The organism is Leifsonia sp. McL0618 (assembly GCF_049994905.1).
Lineage (GTDB): Bacteria > Actinomycetota > Actinomycetes > Actinomycetales > Microbacteriaceae > Diaminobutyricibacter.
On record NZ_CP188258.1, the window covers coordinates 1,944,324 to 1,960,928 of the forward strand.

The window sequence follows — 16,605 nt, forward strand, 5'->3', positions numbered from 1 at the left end:
GCTACTCCGCCTTCGTCATCAGCTGTTCGCGCACCTGGCGGCGCACGACCTTGCCGATGAGGGAGCGCGGCAGCTCGTCGACCTGAGTGATGTGCCTCGGCACCTTGTACGGAGTGAGGTTCTCGCGGGCGAAGGCGCGGATCGCGGTCTCATCGAAGGACGCGCCCGGTTTCATGACGACAGCGGCCACGACATCTTCACCGCCGCGCCCGTGCGGCACGCCCACGACTGCGACATCTGCAACGCCCTCGACGGTGCGCAGGCAGTCCTCGACCTCGGTGGGCGCCACGTTGAAGCCGCCGGTGATGATGAGTTCCTTGATGCGGTCGACGATGCGCACGTAGCCCTCGTCGTCCATCGTGACGATGTCGCCGGTGCGGAACCAGCCATCGTCGTCGAGCACTTTGGCCGTCTCGTCGGGCTTGCGCCAGTACCCCGAGAACACCTGCGGCCCGCGGGCGACGAGTTCGCCCTCTTCGCCGAAATCGCGGTCGGTGGAGGGATTCTCCGGGTCGACGACGCGCAGCTCCGTGCTCGGCAGGGCAAGGCCGACGGTCCCGGCCTTGCGCGTGCTCCCGACCGGGTTCGCCATGAGCACCGGCGAGCATTCGGAGAGTCCGTAGCCTTCGACGAGATAGCCGCCGGTCTCCTTCTCCCACATGCTGACGATCGTGTCGGGCAGGTTCATCGCCCCGGAGATCGCGATGTCGATGCCGCTGAGCGACACCTTCTTCGCTTTCGCCGCCGTGGCGAGGCGTTCATAGATGGGAGGAACCGCCGGGAGGAACGTCGGCGGCCGCCTGCGCACCACATCGAGCACGAGGTCGGGGTCGAATTTCGGGAACAGCACGAGGCGCGATCCCATGCTCATGGCAAACGTGAGGCAGAGGGTGAGACCGTAGGCGTGGAACAAGGGCAGTACCGCGTAGACGACGGATCTGCCGCGCTCGATCGCGGGAACCCACGCCCGCGCCTGGGCGGCGTTCACACCGAGGTTCAGGTGGCTGAGCATGGCGCCCTTTGGCACGCCGGTGGTGCCGCTGGTGTACTGGATGAGGGCGAGGTCAGAGGCCTCCGGGCGGGGATGCGTCGCCGGGATGCGACGGTTGTCGAGCAGCTTCTCCCAGGTGATCGTGCCCCGCGCCTGCGTGGTCAGCTGATCGCGCGCCTTGCGTGCCGCGGCGACGGGCAGCCGAAGGGCGAAGCGTTTCGAGACCGGCATCGCGCGGGTGATGTCGACGGAGATGACGGTGGTGACGCCGAGGTCGGCGGGCAGGTCCTGCACGGTCGCGCTGGCCTTGTCCCAGACGATCGCGACCTGCGCCCCATGGTCTTCGAACTGGTGCCGCAGTTCGCGCGGTGTGTAGAGAGGGTTGTGCTCGACCACGATGGCGCCGAGCCGCAGAACGGCGTAGAAGGCCGCAACGTGCTGGGGGCAGTTCGGGAGCACGAGGGCGACGCGATCGCCTTTGCCGACGCCGAGGCGTCGAAGGCCTTCGGCCGCGCGCGCGATCTGGTCGCCGAGCTCGGAGTAGGTCGTTGTCGCTCCGAAGAACTCGAGTGCGACGTTCTTTCCGTAGGTTGCGACGGAGTCGTCGATCAGGTGGGCGAGGGAACCCTCAGGAAGTTCGACGTCGTCGGGGACACCGGGGGCGTAACAGGCCGTCCACGGCCGCTCTGCGTACGTAGTCACGCACCGAGCCTACGCGCCGCGCACCGCCTCGGCGATCGGCGTGTCACCGCTGATGACCTCCCACTGGCGGCCGATCGACCGTGGCTCGTCGATGCACGCGACGATCAGCGCCGCGACGTCCTCGCGCGGGATCGAACCTCGCGGAACGGTCGTGCCGAGCAGGATTCTCCCTGTGCCGTCCTCGTAGGTGAGCGCTCCGGGGCGCAGGATGGTCCAGTCGAGTCCTGACTGCCGGAGTACGGCATCCGCGTCACGCTTGGCCGCGACATACGCCGCCCACTGTTCGTCGGCGTCTTGCGCCACCGGGTTGTCGACACCCCATGCTGAGACCTGGATGAACCGGCGGGCGCCGGCGATGATCGCTGCCTGAACCGACTTCACCGAGCCCGCATAGTCGACAGTGCGCTTGCGTTCGACGCCCGACCCGGGGCCGGCTCCCGCGCTGAAGACCACGACATCGCAGCCGGCGAACGGTATCGCGAGCTGCTCCGCAGACGCGGACTCGATGTCGACGAGCGCGCCCTCCCCGCCCAGGCGGAAGACGTCTTCGCCGTGATCCTCGTTGCGCACGACACCGACGAACTCGTCGCCCCTGTCGTAGAGCAGGCGCATCAGCTGCTGCGCGACTTTACCGTGGGCACCGACGATGGCAACGCGAGTCATGCCCCCATCTTCCTCCCGGCTGTCCGCTGCGCCCAAGGCGAACATCCTGTCGCTCCGGGCTCCGGGTTGGTATCGTCTCGAAGGACCGCGGATGTGCGGTCGCCCTATCGTCTGGAGAACTACCGCATGCTGCAGTTCCTCGACCTTCTGGCCCGGTTCGTCGCCGGGTCGCTGGAGGTTCTGCGCGGAGCATCCGGACCGGGCACCGCGCTCGCGATCGCCGGCGCCGTCGGTGCGATCGGACTGGCGTCGCTTCTCGTCGCCGCCTCGGTGCGTTACGTGGTGGCGCTTGCCGCATCCCTGGTCGTCGGCGATGGGCTCGCGCATCCGATCGAGCCTGCCGACCGCGGCGAACTGCTCAGCCAGTCAGACCCCGACGCCGACGGGCACGCTCGCCCGCGAGCGCCGGCGCAGTCCCTCCAGGCCGCGTAGCGCCGCTCCAGAACGCCCGGATGCCGGGCCCTGTTCGCGTGCGCCCGTGCGGTCATACGGTACCCACCCATCCGTAGACGCAGGGACGTATTTCTCATGGACTTCTTTTCTTTCGGCCCGATTGCGGCCATCCTCGACGCGGCATATCGCTTCGTCACGACCCTTTCCGCGGCGGTCGAACCCGTCGTCGGCGCGGCGAGCGGCCTGCTCGCCGTCGTCATCCTCACCATGCTCGTGCGCGCCGTGCTGATCCCGGTCGGCCGCTCGCAGGTGCGCGCCGAATTCACCAGGAGGCGGCTCGCCCCGAAGCTCGCCGACCTGCAGAAGAAGCACGGCAAGGACCGCGAGACCCTCAGCCGAAAGACCATGGAGCTGTACGCGGCCGAGAAAGCCTCGCCGTTCGCTGGCTTTCTCCCGCTGCTGTTGCAGATCCCGGTGGTCTCACTGGTCTACGCGTTGTTCACGCACGTGCAGATCACCGGCCACGCCAACGCCCTCCTGGCCGAGCACGTGTTCGGAGCGCCGCTCGGTACGAGTTTCGTCGGGCTGGCGGGGGCCGTGGGAACGGTGTGGCCGTCGATCGTCGTGTATCTGGTGGTGCTGGCGCTGATCGTGGCGGTGACCACGGTCTCGCGCCGCGTGCTCGCTCTTCCGCTCCCGCAGGGATCGGGCGCGCCCACGGGCTTCGTGAGGGCCATGTCATTCCTCCCGTACGTCACGGTCGTCTTCGCAGCGTTCGTGCCGCTGGCGGCCGCGGTGTACATCCTGACGTCGACGGCGTGGACGGTCGCCGAGCGGTTCACACTGCGACGGATGCTCGACCCCGATCGCGGCGCACGTTCCCGCCCGGCGATCGGCTGAGGTGCGAAGGACCCGCGCAGAACCTCGAATCGTGCCCGGTTCGCGGTGGCACAATGGGCGCCATGAGGAGAAGCAGAACTCGTCAGGTCCACGACCCGCACGATCATCCGTTCGGGGTCGGCGTCCAGGTGCACGTGCCGGAGGCGGCGTGGGGAGACCTCGACGCGTGGGAGGGCGAGCCCACCGGGGTCATCGTCTCGACGGGAACCGCCCGGCCCGATGGGGCAAATGTGCCCGGCCCGTCCGGACCGGTCTGGGTGGTCGCCTTCGACGCGCCGCAATACCGGCGCGACGGCCGTGGCCCGTTCGAGCAGGCGGAGATCCCGCAGTCGAGGCTTGTGGCGGCAGAGCCGATCAGTGACGACTCGTGGCCGCGCGGCTGAAGCTCGGCGTCGGGCTGGTCCGAGGCATCAATGTCGGCCCATCATCCGCTGTCGCGATGTCGGACCTGGCGGCGTCGTTCGAGGCGGTCGGATTCACGGGCGTTCGCACGCTCCTGCGCAGCGGCAACGTCGTCTTCGAGGCGTCCGACGGGTCGGGTGCGGGGGAGCGGGTGAAGGCGGTGGAGCGGGAGCTCACCGCGCGGTCGGGAGTGTCCGCACGGGTCATGCTCATTGCCGAGGAAGAGTTCCGGCGCATCGCGGCGGAGAACCCGCTTCTGGATGCCGGCGACGATTTCTCAAAACAGGTGGTGACGTTCCTGGGCGCTGAGCCGATGCCGCGCAGGCTCGACGTGCCCGATGCGGAGACGATCGCGCCGGAGGTGGTGGCGGTCGGCCGCCAGGCGATCTACCAGTGGTGCCCGCTGGGTGTCTCGAAGACGAAGCTCCCCGCTGCTTTCTGGCGACAGCTCGACCCGGCGGCGACGGCACGCAACTGGCGCACCGTCCAGCGGATTCTGGAGGAGCTGGACGCCCGAACCTGAACATTCGCCGAGATTGGTGCATTTCTGAATAGTTTCAGTTGTGCAAAATTGCCGAACGCGCAATTATAGAGGGGTGACATCCACCGAAACCCCTGGCCTGCGCGAGCGCAAGCGTGCCGAGACACGCCAGCAGCTCGAACGCGCGGCCGTGACCCTCGCCCTCGAGGTCGGCATGGAGAACGCGACGGTCGACGCAATCTGCGAATCGATCCCGGTCTCGCCCCGCACGTTCTTCAACTACTTCGACACCAAAGAAGACGCGATCCTCGGTGTGCGCGACGTTGACATCGACGAAGCCGCACTCGCGGCTCACCTCGAACAGTTCGGCAACGCCGACCTCACCGAGTCGATCGTGGGCCTCATCTTCGCGCTCATCGGCCCCACGGTTCCCGACCACGAGCTGCGGCAGGGTCGCATGGAGCTGGCGCGCAAGTACCCGCAACTGCTCGGCCGACAGCTCGCGCAGCTCACCCGAATGGGGCAGCAGCTCGTCGATGCGATCGCCGTCATCGTCGGCCGCTATCCGCAGTTCGCCGGCGACACCGAGGCGCAGCGCATCGCGTTCGCCGAACTCATCCTTCCGTTCTGTGCCGGCGCCGTGAAGATCGCCGTCAAAGAATTCATCGCCGCCGGCGGCACCCAGGCCCGTGACGAACTCCAGCAGCGCGCGAACGCGCTCATCCGAGAGGCACTAGAGAAACTGAAATGACAGACACGAAAACCATTGCGCCTCAGAAGCGCAACATCCTCCTGGTCTTTGCAGGCCTCATGGTCACGATGCTGCTCGCATCGCTCGACCAGACCATCTTCGGCACGGCGCTCCCGACGATCGTCGGCGAACTCCACGGCGTCGACCACATGCTGTGGGTCACCACGGCGTACATCCTCGCCTCGACCATCGTGCTGCCCATCTACGGCAAGCTCGGTGACCTGATCGGCCGCAAGGGCCTGTTCATTGCGGCCATCGCGCTGTTCATCGTCGGTTCCGTCGTCGGCGGCCTCTCGCAAGACATGACCTCGCTGATCGTCGGCCGCGCCATACAGGGTCTCGGCGGCGGCGGCCTGATGATCCTGTCGAACGCGATCATCGCCGACGTCGTGCCCGCCCGCGAGCGCGGCAAGTACATGGGCATCATGGGTGGCGTCTTCGCCCTGTCGTCGGTGGCCGGCCCGCTCCTCGGCGGCTGGTTCACCGAAGGCATCGGCTGGCGCTGGGCCTTCTGGATGAACATCCCCCTCGGCATCCTCGCCATCCTGTCCGCGGTCATCTTCCTGCGCCTGCCCAAGGGCTCGAACAGCAAGCCGAAGCTCGACTGGGCCGGAATGGGCCTGCTGGCCATCGCATCCACGTGCCTCGTGCTCGTCACCACCTGGGGCGGCACCACGTACGCATGGGACTCGGTCACCATCGTCTCGCTGATCGCGGGCACCGTGGTCGCAGCCGTCGCCTTCGTGCTGGTCGAGCGCAAGGCAGCCGAACCGATCATGCCGCTTGCGCTCTTCAAGGACCGCAACTTCAACCTCACCACGATCGCCGGTCTCATCATCGGTGTCGCGATGTTCGGAGCACTGGCCTACCTGCCCACCTACCTGCAGATGGTCACCGGTGCGAACGCGACGCAGGCCGGCCTGCTGATGATCCCGATGATGGCAGCGCTGCTGCTGACGTCGATCGTCTCCGGTCAGCTCGTCAGCCGCACCGGCCGCTACAAGTGGCTGCCGATCGTCGGCACCTCGATCGTCGCGGTGGCCCTGGTGCTCCTGTCGACCATGACCCCGACCATGCCGGTGTGGCTGCTCTGCTCGTTCCTCGCGGTGATGGGCATCGGTCTCGGCATGAGCATGCAGATCCTCATCCTGATCGTGCAGAACTCGTTCCCCGTCTCGAAGGTGGGAACGGCGACCGCGTCGAACAACTACTTCCGCCAGATCGGGGCCTCGCTCGGCTCGGCGATCGTCGGCAGCCTGTTCGTCTCACGCCTCACGCAGCTGCTGAGCGACCGGATGCCGGCAGGCGCAGGCTCGGGCGGCTCCAGCAACTCGTTCACCCCGTCGCTTGTGAAGTCGCTGCCCGGCCCGATCCACGACGTGATCGTCGGCGCGTACAACGATGCGCTCACCCCGGTGTTCCTCTACATGGTCCCGCTGGTGCTGATCGCCGTCGTGGTGCTGTTCTTCGTGAAGGAGAAGCCGCTCGCGACGACCATCGAGCGCGATGTCGTGGCCGAATCCCTCGAGATCGACGGTGCGACCCACGTGAACCTGGACGCCGGGTTCGGCGAGGAGCTCGACCCGCTGGACGCGGAACTCGCCGACCTCGAACTCGAGGTCATGGCATCGGACGCCGAAGCACACGACCCGGCGGCTCCGCCCGCACGCTGATCCGCAGCGCTGAAGAGTCCGTCACACTGACCCGGCCCGTTCGGTACGAACCCTCCCGCTCGACACGGCGGGAACGTACCGGGCGGGCTGGTTCGCGTCAGGCGTCCGTGAGTGCGGCGGGGGCGGGGACGGCAGCAGGAACTGGAGCGGGGGCGGATGCTGCGGGCAGCCGCACGACGACCTCCAGCCCGCCCTCGTCCAGCGCGGTCGCTCCGACGCTTCCACGGTGCGCGGTCGCGATGGTCTCGACGAGGGCGAGGCCGAGTCCGAAACCCTCCGTTCCGACACGCTCGTCGAGCCGGGTGAACGGCTGGAAGATCTCCTCCACGCGGTCCGGCGCGACAGTCGTGCCGGTGTTGACGACGCGGAGCGTGACGGCACCCTCCGACGCGGTCAGTTCGACGCGGACATCACCGTCCGGGACGTTGTAGCGGATGGCATTGGACACGAGGTTCGACACGAGTCGTTCCAGCAGGCGGCGATCGCCCTCGACCATCGCCTTCTGCACCTGCACCTCGTGTGTCAGCTCACCGAAGTCCGAACGCTCGACGACACCTTCGACGACCGCGCCCAGGTCGACCGGCTCGGCCGAGGGGAGCGTGCCGTCGTTCTGCGCCAGCGTCAGCAGGGCCGTGATCAGGGCATCCGCATTGGCGACCTCCGCGCGTACGTCCTCACCCATCTCGACGAGCTCGGCATTCGTCGGCGACCGCTTCGCGAGCACGACGTCCAGCGTGGTGCGCATGACGGTCAGCGGCGTGCGCAGTTCATGGCTCGCGTTCGCAATGAACCGGCGCTGGGCGACGAACGCGAACTCGAGTCGATCGAGCATGGCGTCGAACGTGTCTGCCAGCTCGCGGAGCTCGTCGTGCGGCCCGGAGAGGTCGAGGCGCTGGCTCAGGTTGTTCTCGCTCGCGTTCCGCGCCGCCTCGGTCAGGCGATGAACGGGCTTCAGGATGCGCCCGGCGATCAGCCAGCCCACGAAGGCCGCGAGAAGTGTCGTGACGACCAGTGTGATCCCTGCATAGAGCAGGAGGTCGTCGAGCATCGCCCGTCGCTGCATGTTGGCGGCGGCGGCCGCCCCGAGCTTGACGCTCGTGGCGCACTTGAACTTGAGGTTGTCATCGACGGGAGCTGTCGACGAGCCCACGTTCGCGCATGCTTTCAGGAAGTTCGCATCGGATGCCGGGTTGTTGATGTCGGCGACCTGGACGTTCTGTGCGACGAGAGCATAGGTGATCAGCAGAAGGATCGTGCCCCCGAAGGCGAACAGTGCCGCGAAGAGGATGGTGAGGCGCGCGCGAGCGGTGAGCCGAAGACGTCTCATAGCCGGTAACCCGCCCCCACGACCGTCGTGATCAGCGGCGGCTCACCGAGTTTCTTGCGCAGCCGGGCGATCGTCACGGCCACCGTGTTCGTGAACGGGTCGGCGTTCATGTCCCAGACGTGCTCGAGGAGTTCTTCCGCGCTGATGACGGCGCCATCCGCCGCAGCGAGGTATTCGAGCACGCCGAACTCCTTGTGCGTGAGGACGACCGGGCTGCTGCCGCGCGAGACCCGCAGGCGTGCCCGATCGATGGTGAGATCGTCGCGCACGACGATGGCAGGCCGTGACGGCTCGCGCCTGGCGAGCGCGCGCACCCGGGCGATGAGCTCTTCGAAGGCGAACGGCTTGCAGAGGTAGTCGTCCGCGCCGAGTTCGAGGCCGGCGACGCGATCGTAGATCTCGCTGGAGGCTGTGAGCATGATCACCCGCGTCCTGCCGTCATCCGTGGTGAGCTCGCGGCACACGCGATCGCCGTGGATGACCGGGATGTCGCGATCGAGCACGACGACGTCGTATGCCACAGCATCCGCCTGCTCCAGGGCACTCCTGCCGTCATAGACCACATCCGCGGCCATGCCGGCATCGCGCAGCCCCTCCGCTATCCGGTCGGCCAACAGCTGGTGGTCTTCGACGACGAGTATCCGCACGGTTCCATTGTGCGTCCGGCGAGGTGACAACGGTCTAACACCGCCTGTTCGGCTCGTGTAACCGGTGACGCTCTAAACCGGAGGCAGGACCGGATGGACTCGCCTCCGGTCGACAGCTCGAGCACCAGGAGATCGATCATGAAGATCATCGTCACGGCTGCTGCGGTGTGCGCGCTCGTCGTACTGCTCACCGGATGCACTGCCGGCACGTCCAGCGACGTGCCCCACCTCGGCGGCGGCTCGTCGCACGCCGCCGGATCCGGCCACGTCCAGCCCGACAAGCTGCACGCGGCGGCGGACTGCATCCGCTCGCACGGCGTCCCCGGCTACCAGGACCCGGTCGTCGATTCGTCCGGTCACGTCTACACGGACTCCCGCAGCATCCAGAACCTGAGCGACGCGCAGGGCCAGGCGATCGAGCAGGCATGTTCGTCACTCATCACCGCGGCCGGGTTCTCGCCCGCGGACGAGGCGCCGGCCCCGCCCGCCCTCGTCGCAGCCGGCGTCAAGGCCGCGCAGTGCCTGCGCGCCAACGGTCTGCCCGATTACCGGGACCCGAAGAGTTCGACGGCGTTCACCCCGGGTCACGGCTTCGGGCTGACCGCCGACGAGATCCCGAACAACGGAGCGCTCGGCAAGAAGGACCCATCGCTCCAGAGGGCGTTCACGGCCTGCAGGAAGCTGCTCGACGCCGAGGTCAGGGCGTCGTCGCTGAGCGCCCTTGCTCATGGCTAGGCGCGCCGTTCTCACGATCGTCGTCGCTGCCGCCGTGGTCGTCGGTGGTTCGCTCGCCGGCTTCCTGATGCTGCACGGGCCGGCGTCGGGAGCGACACCCTCGACCACCGTGCCGGTGGCCACCGCCGTCGTCAAGCGGACGACCCTGTCGAGCTCGACCCAGCTGTCGGGGACGCTGGGGCACGGCCTCCCGACCCCGGTGTTCGGTGGAATGCCCGGCGGCACGGTGACAGTGCTGCCGGTACCGGGGACGATCGAGCAGCGCGGTTCGTCGCTGTTCGAGGTCGACGGCTCGCCCGTCACCCTCTTCTACGGTGCGCGACCCGCCTGGCGTGACCTCCGGCCGGGCATGACGGATGGCCCGGATGTCGCCGAGCTCGAACAGAATCTCGTCGCCCTGGGTTACGCCGCCGGCCTCGACCTCACGGTCGACGACACCTTCACGTCCGTCACCAGCGAAGCAGTGGTGCGCTGGCAGCGCGCGACCGGCCAGGCGCAGACGGGGGCCGTCGCTCTCGGCAGCGTCGTGTTCGAGCCGTCGGCCGTACGGGTCGAGTCGGCCGCGGTCGCCCTTGGATCGCTCGTGCAGCCGGGCGGTCCGGTGCTCACCGTGGATTCATCCTCCGTCGGGGTCATCGCCCAGGTCTCCACCTCGCAGACGTACCTGGTGCACCGAGGGGACGTGGTCTCGATCATCCTTCCTTCCGGTACGGTGCTGAACGGTCACGTGGCCGCCCTCCAGGGCGTCGCCACCGCGAACAGTGACACATCCGGCTCGGGGGGCCAGCCGTCTTCAGGGGGTCAACGACCAGACGTGACCCTGCCGGTCTCGATCACGCTCGACCGTCCAGCGGCCGCCGCCGGACTTGACCAGGCGCCCGTCACGGTCAACGTGACCGACAAGACGGTCCGCAACGTGCTCGCCGTGCCCGTGACGGCACTGGTGGCCTTGAGCGAAGGCGGCTACGCGGTCTACGTCGAACACGGTCGCTCCCGGCAGCTGACCGCGGTGACGCCAGGGCTCTTCGCGTCAACGCTCGTGCAGGTGACGTCGAGCGGGCTCCGCGAAGGAGACGTCGTCGAGGTGCCGGCGCCATGAATGAAATCGTCGTGCTCGCTGCAGTGAGCAAGTCCTACCCTCCGCCCACCTCGGTGGATGCGCTGGTCGATGTCTCCCTCCGTATCGAAACGGGAGAAACGGTGGCGATCACAGGGCCGTCCGGATCGGGCAAGTCGACGATGCTGAACATCCTGGGGACACTCGAAGTTCCGACGAGCGGAAGCGTGATCATCGACGGCATCGATGCCTCCACCCTCGGGGACGACGCCCTGTCGGCGCTGCGCGCCAACCGGATCGGTTTCGTCTTCCAGCAGTTCAACCTGCTCCGCCATCTGAGCGTCGTCGACAACGTCGCGACAGGCCTGCTCTACCGGGGCGTCGCGACGAAGGAGCGCCGGTCCGCGGCGCGCGAGGCTCTGGAGCGGGTCGGCCTGGGCGATCGTGGCGCCCATCGCCCTGCGCAGCTCTCCGGGGGCGAGCAGCAGCGCGCCGCGATCGCGCGGGCAATCGTCGGGAACCCCGCCATCGTGCTCGCCGACGAACCCACCGGCAATCTGGATTCCGCGAGCGGGGAGTCCATCATCGAACTCCTGCGCGGGCTCGCGGGCCCGGACACGACCGTCGTGGTCATCACCCATGATGCCCGCGTGGCCTCATCCATGCACCGTCGCGTCGTCTTGCACGACGGTCGGATCGTCGACGATTCGGCGGTCGCATGATGCGAGCGAAAACCGGCACCGAACGACTCCGCTCACGGATCCGAGCGGGCGAAGCGATCCGTCTCGCAGCCGCAGGGCTGGCCGCTCGCCGGACGCGCTCGATCCTCTCGGCACTCGGGATCGCGGTGGCCGTCGCGGCCCTCGTCGCCGTGCTCGGCCTCTCGGATTCGTCCCAGGCGCGACTGCTGGCGCAACTCGGAGCGGAAGGGAACCTCCTGACGGTGGCGACGGGACAGACCTTCAGCGGGAACGTCACGCCGCTCGAGCCGACCGCCGAGACGATGATCGCGGCGATCCCGCCCGTCCAGCACGTGACGGCGGTCGGGACCGTGCCGGGCGCGACGGTGCGGCGCAGCGCTGCGGTCGCGGCCATCGACACCTCCGGCATCAGTGTCGTCGCGGCGCAGGACTCCCTGCTGACGGCGCTCGACGGGCACCTCATCCGCGGGCAGTACCTGGGCCGGATGGCGAGCGAATATCCCGAGGTCGTCCTCGGCTTCAGCGCGGCACAGAACCTGGGGATCGATGTGCTCGGCCCGCAGACGCAGGTCTTCATCAACGGTCGTTATTTCGCGGTGGTCGGAATCCTCGGCCCGATCGCGGTCGCGCCCGAACTCGACGATGCGGCCCTCGTCAGCTTTCCACGTGCGACCGCGGAATTCGGCTTCGACGGGGCACCGACGCGGATCTACGTGCGCACAGACCCGGATCGCACGGAGGCCGTTGCGGCCGTGCTCCCGTTCACCGCGGCGCCGGATGGCCCTGACCAGGTCGAGGTTCGCCGGCCGTCCGACGTGCTGGCCGCCCGCCTCGAAGCACGCAACGCGTTCGTCGACCTGTTCATCGCCCTTGCCGGCGTCGCGCTCCTCGTCGGAGGCGTCGGAATCGCGAACATCATGGTCATCGCCGTCTTCGAGCGCCGTACCGAGATCGGACTGCGGCGGGCGCTCGGGGCTCGGTCCCGTCATGTCGCCGTGCAGTTCTTCCTCGAGTCGATCCTCCTGTCGGCGTGCGGCGGTGTCGCAGGTGTCGCGATCGGCGCGGCCGTGATCTGGATCGTCGCCACGGCGCAGGGGAGTCCTCCGGTGGTCTCCGTCCAGGTCGCCGGGCTGGCCGTCCTCGCAACGATCGCCGTCGGCGCGATCGCCGGGATCTACCCCGCGGCACGGGCTGCACGCCTTGCCCCCGCCGATGCGCTCCGGTCAGCCTGACAGCCGGGCGGACAATGTGCACTGGCGGCTGTCAGAGGGTGAATCTAAGCTGACACCATGTTCGTCGAGGGCACCCTCCGATGGCAGGTCACCGAGGACTGTCCCTGGGACCTGCTGATGGCCCTCGCGCTCCGCGATCTCGCGGGTCTCGCCAACGTCGAGCGACCGCCGATCCCGCGGGTGTTCCCGCCTGTTGCGCGCGTCATGCACCCGGCGTCGGGGGCGCATCCGCTTCCGCGCCCGACGGTGCAGGGGCATGTCTCGACTCCCGACCGCGCGGCCCTTGCCGAGCAGTGGCGCGCCTGGTGGGAGTTCAGTCTCCAGCGGGAGCGGCGCCCCATCGTCTCGCTGGTGAGACCGCCGCATTTCGAGGTTTTCGACCGGGCGATCGAACTCCAGGACCTCGTTACCGAGCACTACGAAGAAGCGGTCGCCTGGACGACGGAGCGCCACGCGGAGTATGCCGAGCTGAGTCTGCTCCAGCACTCGCGACGCGCGGCCGACATCGTCGATGTGGTGCGCGACCGCGAGCACGAGCTGCGTCGTCAGGCCGGCTATTTTCGCCTCGACATCTACGTGCTGCCACTGGTGGAGCCCGGTGCGTGGATCGTCGCACCGCACACCGTCGTCGTGAGTACGTCACTCCGGGAGGACTCGACCGCCTTCCGCGACTGGTTCACCCCGGTGATCGCCGCCCTCGTCTGAGGCAGGCCTCGGCCGAGCACAGGAAAAGTCACCCCATTCTTCACGAATGAGGTGACTTTTCCTGTGCACGAGGTCGTCTGTGCACGAGGTCGTCTGTGCTCGAGGTCGTCTGTGCTCGAGGTCGTCCGCCGCTAGGCCGGGCGACGCTCAGGCGAGACGGTCTGGGCGGGGTCGGTTTCGGCGACATCGCCGACGGCCTGGTCGATGCGGGCGAGCACCGAGGCGTCGAGGGTGACCCCGGTGGCCCCGGCATTCGAGGCGACCTGCTCCGGACGCGAAGCGCCGACGATCGCACCGGCGACGTTCGGGTTCTGAAGCACCCACGCGACGGCGAGCTGCGCCATGGTGATGCCGAGTTCGTCGGCGATCGGCTGGAGCTTCTGCACCGCGGTGAGCACGTCCTCCCGCATGAACCCCTTGATGGTGTTCGCTCCGCCCTTCTCATCCGTCGCGCGGCTGCCCGAAGGCGCCTCGGCTCCCGGCTTGTACTTGCCGGTGAGCACGCCTTGCGCGACAGGCGACCAGACGATCTGTGAAATTCCCAGCTCAGCGGACGTCGGGACGACTTCGGGCTCGATCACGCGCCAGAGCATCGAATACTGAGGCTGGTTGGAGATGAACTGGATGCCGAGGTCGCGAGCGAGCTTGTGACCGGCGCGCAGCTGGTCGGCGTTCCACTCCGAGACCCCGATGTACAGGGCCTTGCCCGCGCGGACCACGTCTGCGAATGCCTGCATCGTCTCTTCGATCGGGGTCTCGTAGTCGAAGCGGTGCGCCTGGTAGAGGTCGACGTAGTCGGTGCCGAGCCGCTCGAGGGAACCGTCGATGGATTCCATGATGTGCTTGCGGGACAGCCCGACGTCGTTGTGGCCCTTCGGCCCGGTCGGCCAGTACACCTTGGTGAAGATTTCGAGGGATGACCGCCGCTGGCCCTTGAGCGCATCGCCGAGGACGCGCTCGGCTTCCGTGTTGGCGTATGCGTCAGCAGTGTCGAAAGTGGTGATTCCCGCGTCGAGGGCTGCCTGCACGCACTGCTTCGCAACGTCGTTCTCGACCTGTGAAGCGTGGGTCAGCCAGTTGCCGTAGATGATCTCCGAGATCTTGAAGCCGGAGTTTCCGAGGTATCTGAATTCCATAGCCGAAACGCTACTCGCTCTGCGTGCCCGGTAATTCCACGGTGAACCGGGCACCGCCTTCCGGCGCGGAGCCTGCAGAGATCGACCCGCCCATCCGCTCGACGAGGCGGGCCGCGATCGACAGGCCGAGCCCGGTGCCGACGGGGCGGACATCCCGGTATTTGGCGCGCAGGGCGCCCCGCTGGAAGGCCCGCGTCGCGTCGTCGTCGGTGAGGCCGGGGCCACTGTCGCGCACGTCGATCGCGAACCCGTGGCCATCCGCACGCACTCCGATGACCACCCGGCCGTCCGGCGGTGTGGCGCGCAGCGCGTTCTCGACCAGTCCGTCGATCAACTGGCGGAGCCGGAGGGCGTCGGCGGTCACGACGAGGGTTCCGCCTGGCATCTCGGCCGAAAGCGCCACACCCAGCTGGAGGCACCGGCCCTGCCACGCCCGCTCGGTCTGCTGGACCAGTTCACGCAGGTCCACAGGGTGCCTGTCGATCGCGAAGTCGTCGGCTTCGAGCCGCGCGAGCTCGAGCAGGTCTGCCACGAACCGGTCGAGACGCTCGGCCTCGCTGACGAGTGTCGCCCCGACATCCGGTGCGTCCTCCGGTGGCACGACACCGTCGGCAAGCGCTTCGGCGTAGCCGCGGATTGCCGTGAGCGGTGTGCGGATCTCATGCGAGACCGAGAGCAGGAACTCGCGCTGTCGGTGTTCGCTCGTCACGAGCGCTTCGTCGAGCGTGCCCAGGGCATGCGCGACATCGTCGACCTCTGGGATGTTCTGGCTCGCGACGGTGACCCCGCGTTCTCCCTGTGCCAGTCTTCGCGCCGCTTCTGCGGTTTCGAGCAGCGGCCTCGTGATCCGCCGGGCGAGAAGGACGCCCGCGATTGCCGCGGCGAGCAGTCCGATCGCGAGGGCGAGAAGGATCTGGCCGATGACGAGACGGCCCGCGCGGTTGATCTCGTCGACCTGCCGTACGGCGACGACGCCCCCGCCCGCGGCCCGCGGCTTGCCTTCCACGACGTAGGAGTTCCCTCGGCGCTGGACGGTGGTGGAGACGGTGCGGCCCGCCGCGACCTGACGCCCGATGCGTGGAGGAACGATGCCGGCCGCCGATCCAGTGATCGCTCCGTCCTGGCCGACCAGGCCGAAGAGGATGCCGCTGGAGGCCGCCGTCTCCTCGTCGGCGAGCACGCGCAGGGTCGCGAGCGGCCGGTCGGCCAGGGCCTTCACCTGGAGCGAGAGCTGAGCTCGTGCCTGAGCCGTCGTGGCGTTCTGGACGAGCTGCAGCGAAGCGACGGCCGTGACGAGGACCGCGACCGCGGCGACGCCGACGGTGACGAGCAGGATGCGCCCACCGAGCGAGCGGATCCAGCGGCCGAGGCGCATCAGCGGTCTTCGATCGCGTAGCCGATGCGCCTCACCGTGCGGATCGGGCAGTCGGGCCCGAGCTTGCCGCGCAGCTGGGCGATGTGCACGTCAACCGTGCGGCTCGAACTGTAGTCGGCCACGCCCCAGACCGACGACAGGAGCTGCTCGCGCGTGAAGACCCGTCCGGGCTGGGTCATCAGCTTGGCGAGGAGGTCGAATTCGGTGGCGGTCAGCTCGACCTGCTCCCCGTCGCTGACGACCTGGCGTCGCTCCGGGTCGAGCACGATACCGCCCACGGTGACCCTTCCGCCTGGCGGAAGGGAGGTGCGGCGCAGGATGCCTTTCACCCGTGCCACGAGCTCCCGCGGCGAGAAGGGCTTGGTGACGTAGTCGTCCGCGCCGAGCTCGAGTCCGAGAACTCGGTCGACTTCGTCGTCGCGGGCGGTGACGAAGACCACGGGGGTCCAGTCGCCCGCGTCGCGGAGCGCGCGACACACGCCGATCCCGTCGAGCCCGGGCAGGCCGATGTCCAGGATCACCACCGCGGGCCTGAGTCGCCTGATCTGGGCCAGAGCGTTCGTCCCGTCGCGCTCCGTGTGCACGCTGAAGCCGGCCTGGGTCAGGTACAGGCGCTCGAGATCGGCGATGGCCGTCTCGTCCTCGACAAGCAGCACCAGCCCACGTTCGTCGGTCACACCTCACGATAAACGCCCGGGAGGGGCGAATCGAGCGGCACGCAGCATCGGGTCGCA

18 protein-coding genes are annotated in these 16,605 nt (G+C 68.2%); 11 read left to right on the forward strand and 7 right to left on the reverse strand.

Annotation, left to right across the window (positions count from 1 at the left end; genetic code table 11):
• Nucleotide 1: 1 nt before the first annotated feature.
• Together ACPPVQ_RS09275 and ACPPVQ_RS09280 are read right to left on the reverse strand one after the other, a co-directional pair.
• Nucleotides 2–1,693, reverse strand: coding sequence for a long-chain-fatty-acid--CoA ligase (locus ACPPVQ_RS09275; protein ID WP_426520842.1), 1,692 nt, complete (start codon nt 1,691–1,693; stop codon nt 2–4).
• Nucleotides 1,694–1,702: 9 nt separating this feature from the next.
• Nucleotides 1,703–2,356: an SDR family oxidoreductase gene (locus ACPPVQ_RS09280; RefSeq protein WP_426520844.1), complete on the reverse strand. Its 654-nt coding sequence runs from the start codon at nt 2,354–2,356 to the stop codon at nt 1,703–1,705.
• A gap of 93 nt (nt 2,357–2,449) precedes the next feature.
• Here ACPPVQ_RS09280 and ACPPVQ_RS09285 point away from each other — a divergent pair, with 93 nt between their 5' ends.
• The 6 genes from ACPPVQ_RS09285 to ACPPVQ_RS09310 all read left to right on the forward strand — a co-directional run bounded on the left by ACPPVQ_RS09285 (nt 2,450) and on the right by ACPPVQ_RS09310 (nt 6,956).
• Nucleotides 2,450–2,788 (forward strand): DUF6412 domain-containing protein, encoded by a 339-nt coding sequence (locus tag ACPPVQ_RS09285; protein ID WP_426520846.1) that lies wholly within the window; start codon nt 2,450–2,452, stop codon nt 2,786–2,788.
• Between the two features lie 96 nt (nt 2,789–2,884).
• On the forward strand, nt 2,885–3,649 hold the full coding sequence (locus ACPPVQ_RS09290) for a YidC/Oxa1 family membrane protein insertase (RefSeq protein WP_426520848.1): 765 nt from the start codon (nt 2,885–2,887) through the stop codon (nt 3,647–3,649).
• Nucleotides 3,650–3,711: 62 nt separating this feature from the next.
• Nucleotides 3,712–4,032, forward strand: a complete 321-nt coding sequence (locus tag ACPPVQ_RS09295; protein ID WP_426520850.1) for a hypothetical protein — start codon at nt 3,712–3,714, stop codon at nt 4,030–4,032.
• Nucleotides 4,017–4,574 carry a DUF1697 domain-containing protein gene (locus tag ACPPVQ_RS09300; RefSeq protein WP_426520852.1) on the forward strand — a complete coding sequence of 186 codons (558 nt, stop codon included), beginning with the start codon at nt 4,017–4,019 and terminating at the stop codon, nt 4,572–4,574. Before ACPPVQ_RS09295 ends, ACPPVQ_RS09300 begins: the two co-directional genes overlap by 16 nt.
• A 73-nt stretch (nt 4,575–4,647) precedes the next feature.
• Nucleotides 4,648–5,283 carry a TetR/AcrR family transcriptional regulator gene (locus ACPPVQ_RS09305; RefSeq protein ID WP_426520854.1) on the forward strand — a complete coding sequence of 212 codons (636 nt, stop codon included), beginning with the start codon at nt 4,648–4,650 and terminating at the stop codon, nt 5,281–5,283.
• On the forward strand, nt 5,280–6,956 hold the full coding sequence (locus ACPPVQ_RS09310; RefSeq protein ID WP_426520856.1) for a DHA2 family efflux MFS transporter permease subunit: 1,677 nt from the start codon (nt 5,280–5,282) through the stop codon (nt 6,954–6,956). The genes ACPPVQ_RS09305 and ACPPVQ_RS09310 overlap by 4 nt, the downstream gene beginning before the upstream one ends.
• A 97-nt stretch (nt 6,957–7,053) precedes the next feature.
• On the opposite strand, the gene ACPPVQ_RS09315 is transcribed toward ACPPVQ_RS09310, so the two are convergent.
• Both ACPPVQ_RS09315 and ACPPVQ_RS09320 read right to left on the reverse strand, forming a co-directional pair.
• Nucleotides 7,054–8,283 carry a sensor histidine kinase gene (locus tag ACPPVQ_RS09315; RefSeq protein WP_426520858.1) on the reverse strand — a complete coding sequence of 410 codons (1,230 nt, stop codon included), beginning with the start codon at nt 8,281–8,283 and terminating at the stop codon, nt 7,054–7,056.
• Complete coding sequence (locus tag ACPPVQ_RS09320; protein ID WP_426520860.1) at nt 8,280–8,930, reverse strand: response regulator transcription factor; 651 nt, start codon at nt 8,928–8,930, stop codon at nt 8,280–8,282. The genes ACPPVQ_RS09315 and ACPPVQ_RS09320 overlap by 4 nt, the downstream gene beginning before the upstream one ends.
• Nucleotides 8,931–9,068: 138 nt before the next feature.
• On the opposite strand from ACPPVQ_RS09320, the gene ACPPVQ_RS09325 reads away from it, so the two are divergent.
• Genes ACPPVQ_RS09325 through ACPPVQ_RS09345 form a run of 5 tightly spaced genes read left to right on the forward strand, consistent with a single transcriptional unit; the run spans nt 9,069 to nt 13,360 of the window.
• Complete coding sequence (locus tag ACPPVQ_RS09325) at nt 9,069–9,665, forward strand: hypothetical protein (RefSeq protein WP_426520862.1); 597 nt, start codon at nt 9,069–9,071, stop codon at nt 9,663–9,665.
• Nucleotides 9,658–10,764, forward strand: coding sequence for a peptidoglycan-binding protein (locus tag ACPPVQ_RS09330; protein WP_426520864.1), 1,107 nt, complete (start codon nt 9,658–9,660; stop codon nt 10,762–10,764). The genes ACPPVQ_RS09325 and ACPPVQ_RS09330 overlap by 8 nt, the downstream gene beginning before the upstream one ends.
• Nucleotides 10,761–11,444: an ABC transporter ATP-binding protein gene (locus ACPPVQ_RS09335; RefSeq protein ID WP_426520866.1), complete on the forward strand. Its 684-nt coding sequence runs from the start codon at nt 10,761–10,763 to the stop codon at nt 11,442–11,444. The genes ACPPVQ_RS09330 and ACPPVQ_RS09335 overlap by 4 nt, the downstream gene beginning before the upstream one ends.
• The gene (locus tag ACPPVQ_RS09340; protein ID WP_426520868.1) at nt 11,441–12,655 is read left to right on the forward strand and encodes an ABC transporter permease; all 1,215 of its coding nucleotides are present in this window, start codon (nt 11,441–11,443) and stop codon (nt 12,653–12,655) included. The genes ACPPVQ_RS09335 and ACPPVQ_RS09340 overlap by 4 nt, the downstream gene beginning before the upstream one ends.
• A gap of 57 nt (nt 12,656–12,712) precedes the next feature.
• On the forward strand, nt 12,713–13,360 hold the full coding sequence (locus ACPPVQ_RS09345; RefSeq protein ID WP_426520870.1) for a hypothetical protein: 648 nt from the start codon (nt 12,713–12,715) through the stop codon (nt 13,358–13,360).
• Between the two features lie 131 nt (nt 13,361–13,491).
• Here ACPPVQ_RS09345 and ACPPVQ_RS09350 read toward each other — a convergent pair whose 3' ends face one another.
• From ACPPVQ_RS09350 to ACPPVQ_RS09360, 3 genes are read right to left on the reverse strand one after another with little or no spacing between them, the layout of a single operon-like run.
• Nucleotides 13,492–14,496 carry an aldo/keto reductase family protein gene (locus ACPPVQ_RS09350; protein ID WP_426520872.1) on the reverse strand — a complete coding sequence of 335 codons (1,005 nt, stop codon included), beginning with the start codon at nt 14,494–14,496 and terminating at the stop codon, nt 13,492–13,494.
• Nucleotides 14,497–14,506: 10 nt separating this feature from the next.
• Nucleotides 14,507–15,871: a sensor histidine kinase gene (locus ACPPVQ_RS09355; RefSeq protein WP_426520874.1), complete on the reverse strand. Its 1,365-nt coding sequence runs from the start codon at nt 15,869–15,871 to the stop codon at nt 14,507–14,509.
• Nucleotides 15,871–16,548: a response regulator transcription factor gene (locus ACPPVQ_RS09360; protein WP_426520876.1), complete on the reverse strand. Its 678-nt coding sequence runs from the start codon at nt 16,546–16,548 to the stop codon at nt 15,871–15,873. The genes ACPPVQ_RS09355 and ACPPVQ_RS09360 overlap by 1 nt, the downstream gene beginning before the upstream one ends.
• Nucleotides 16,549–16,605: the final 57 nt, after the last annotated feature.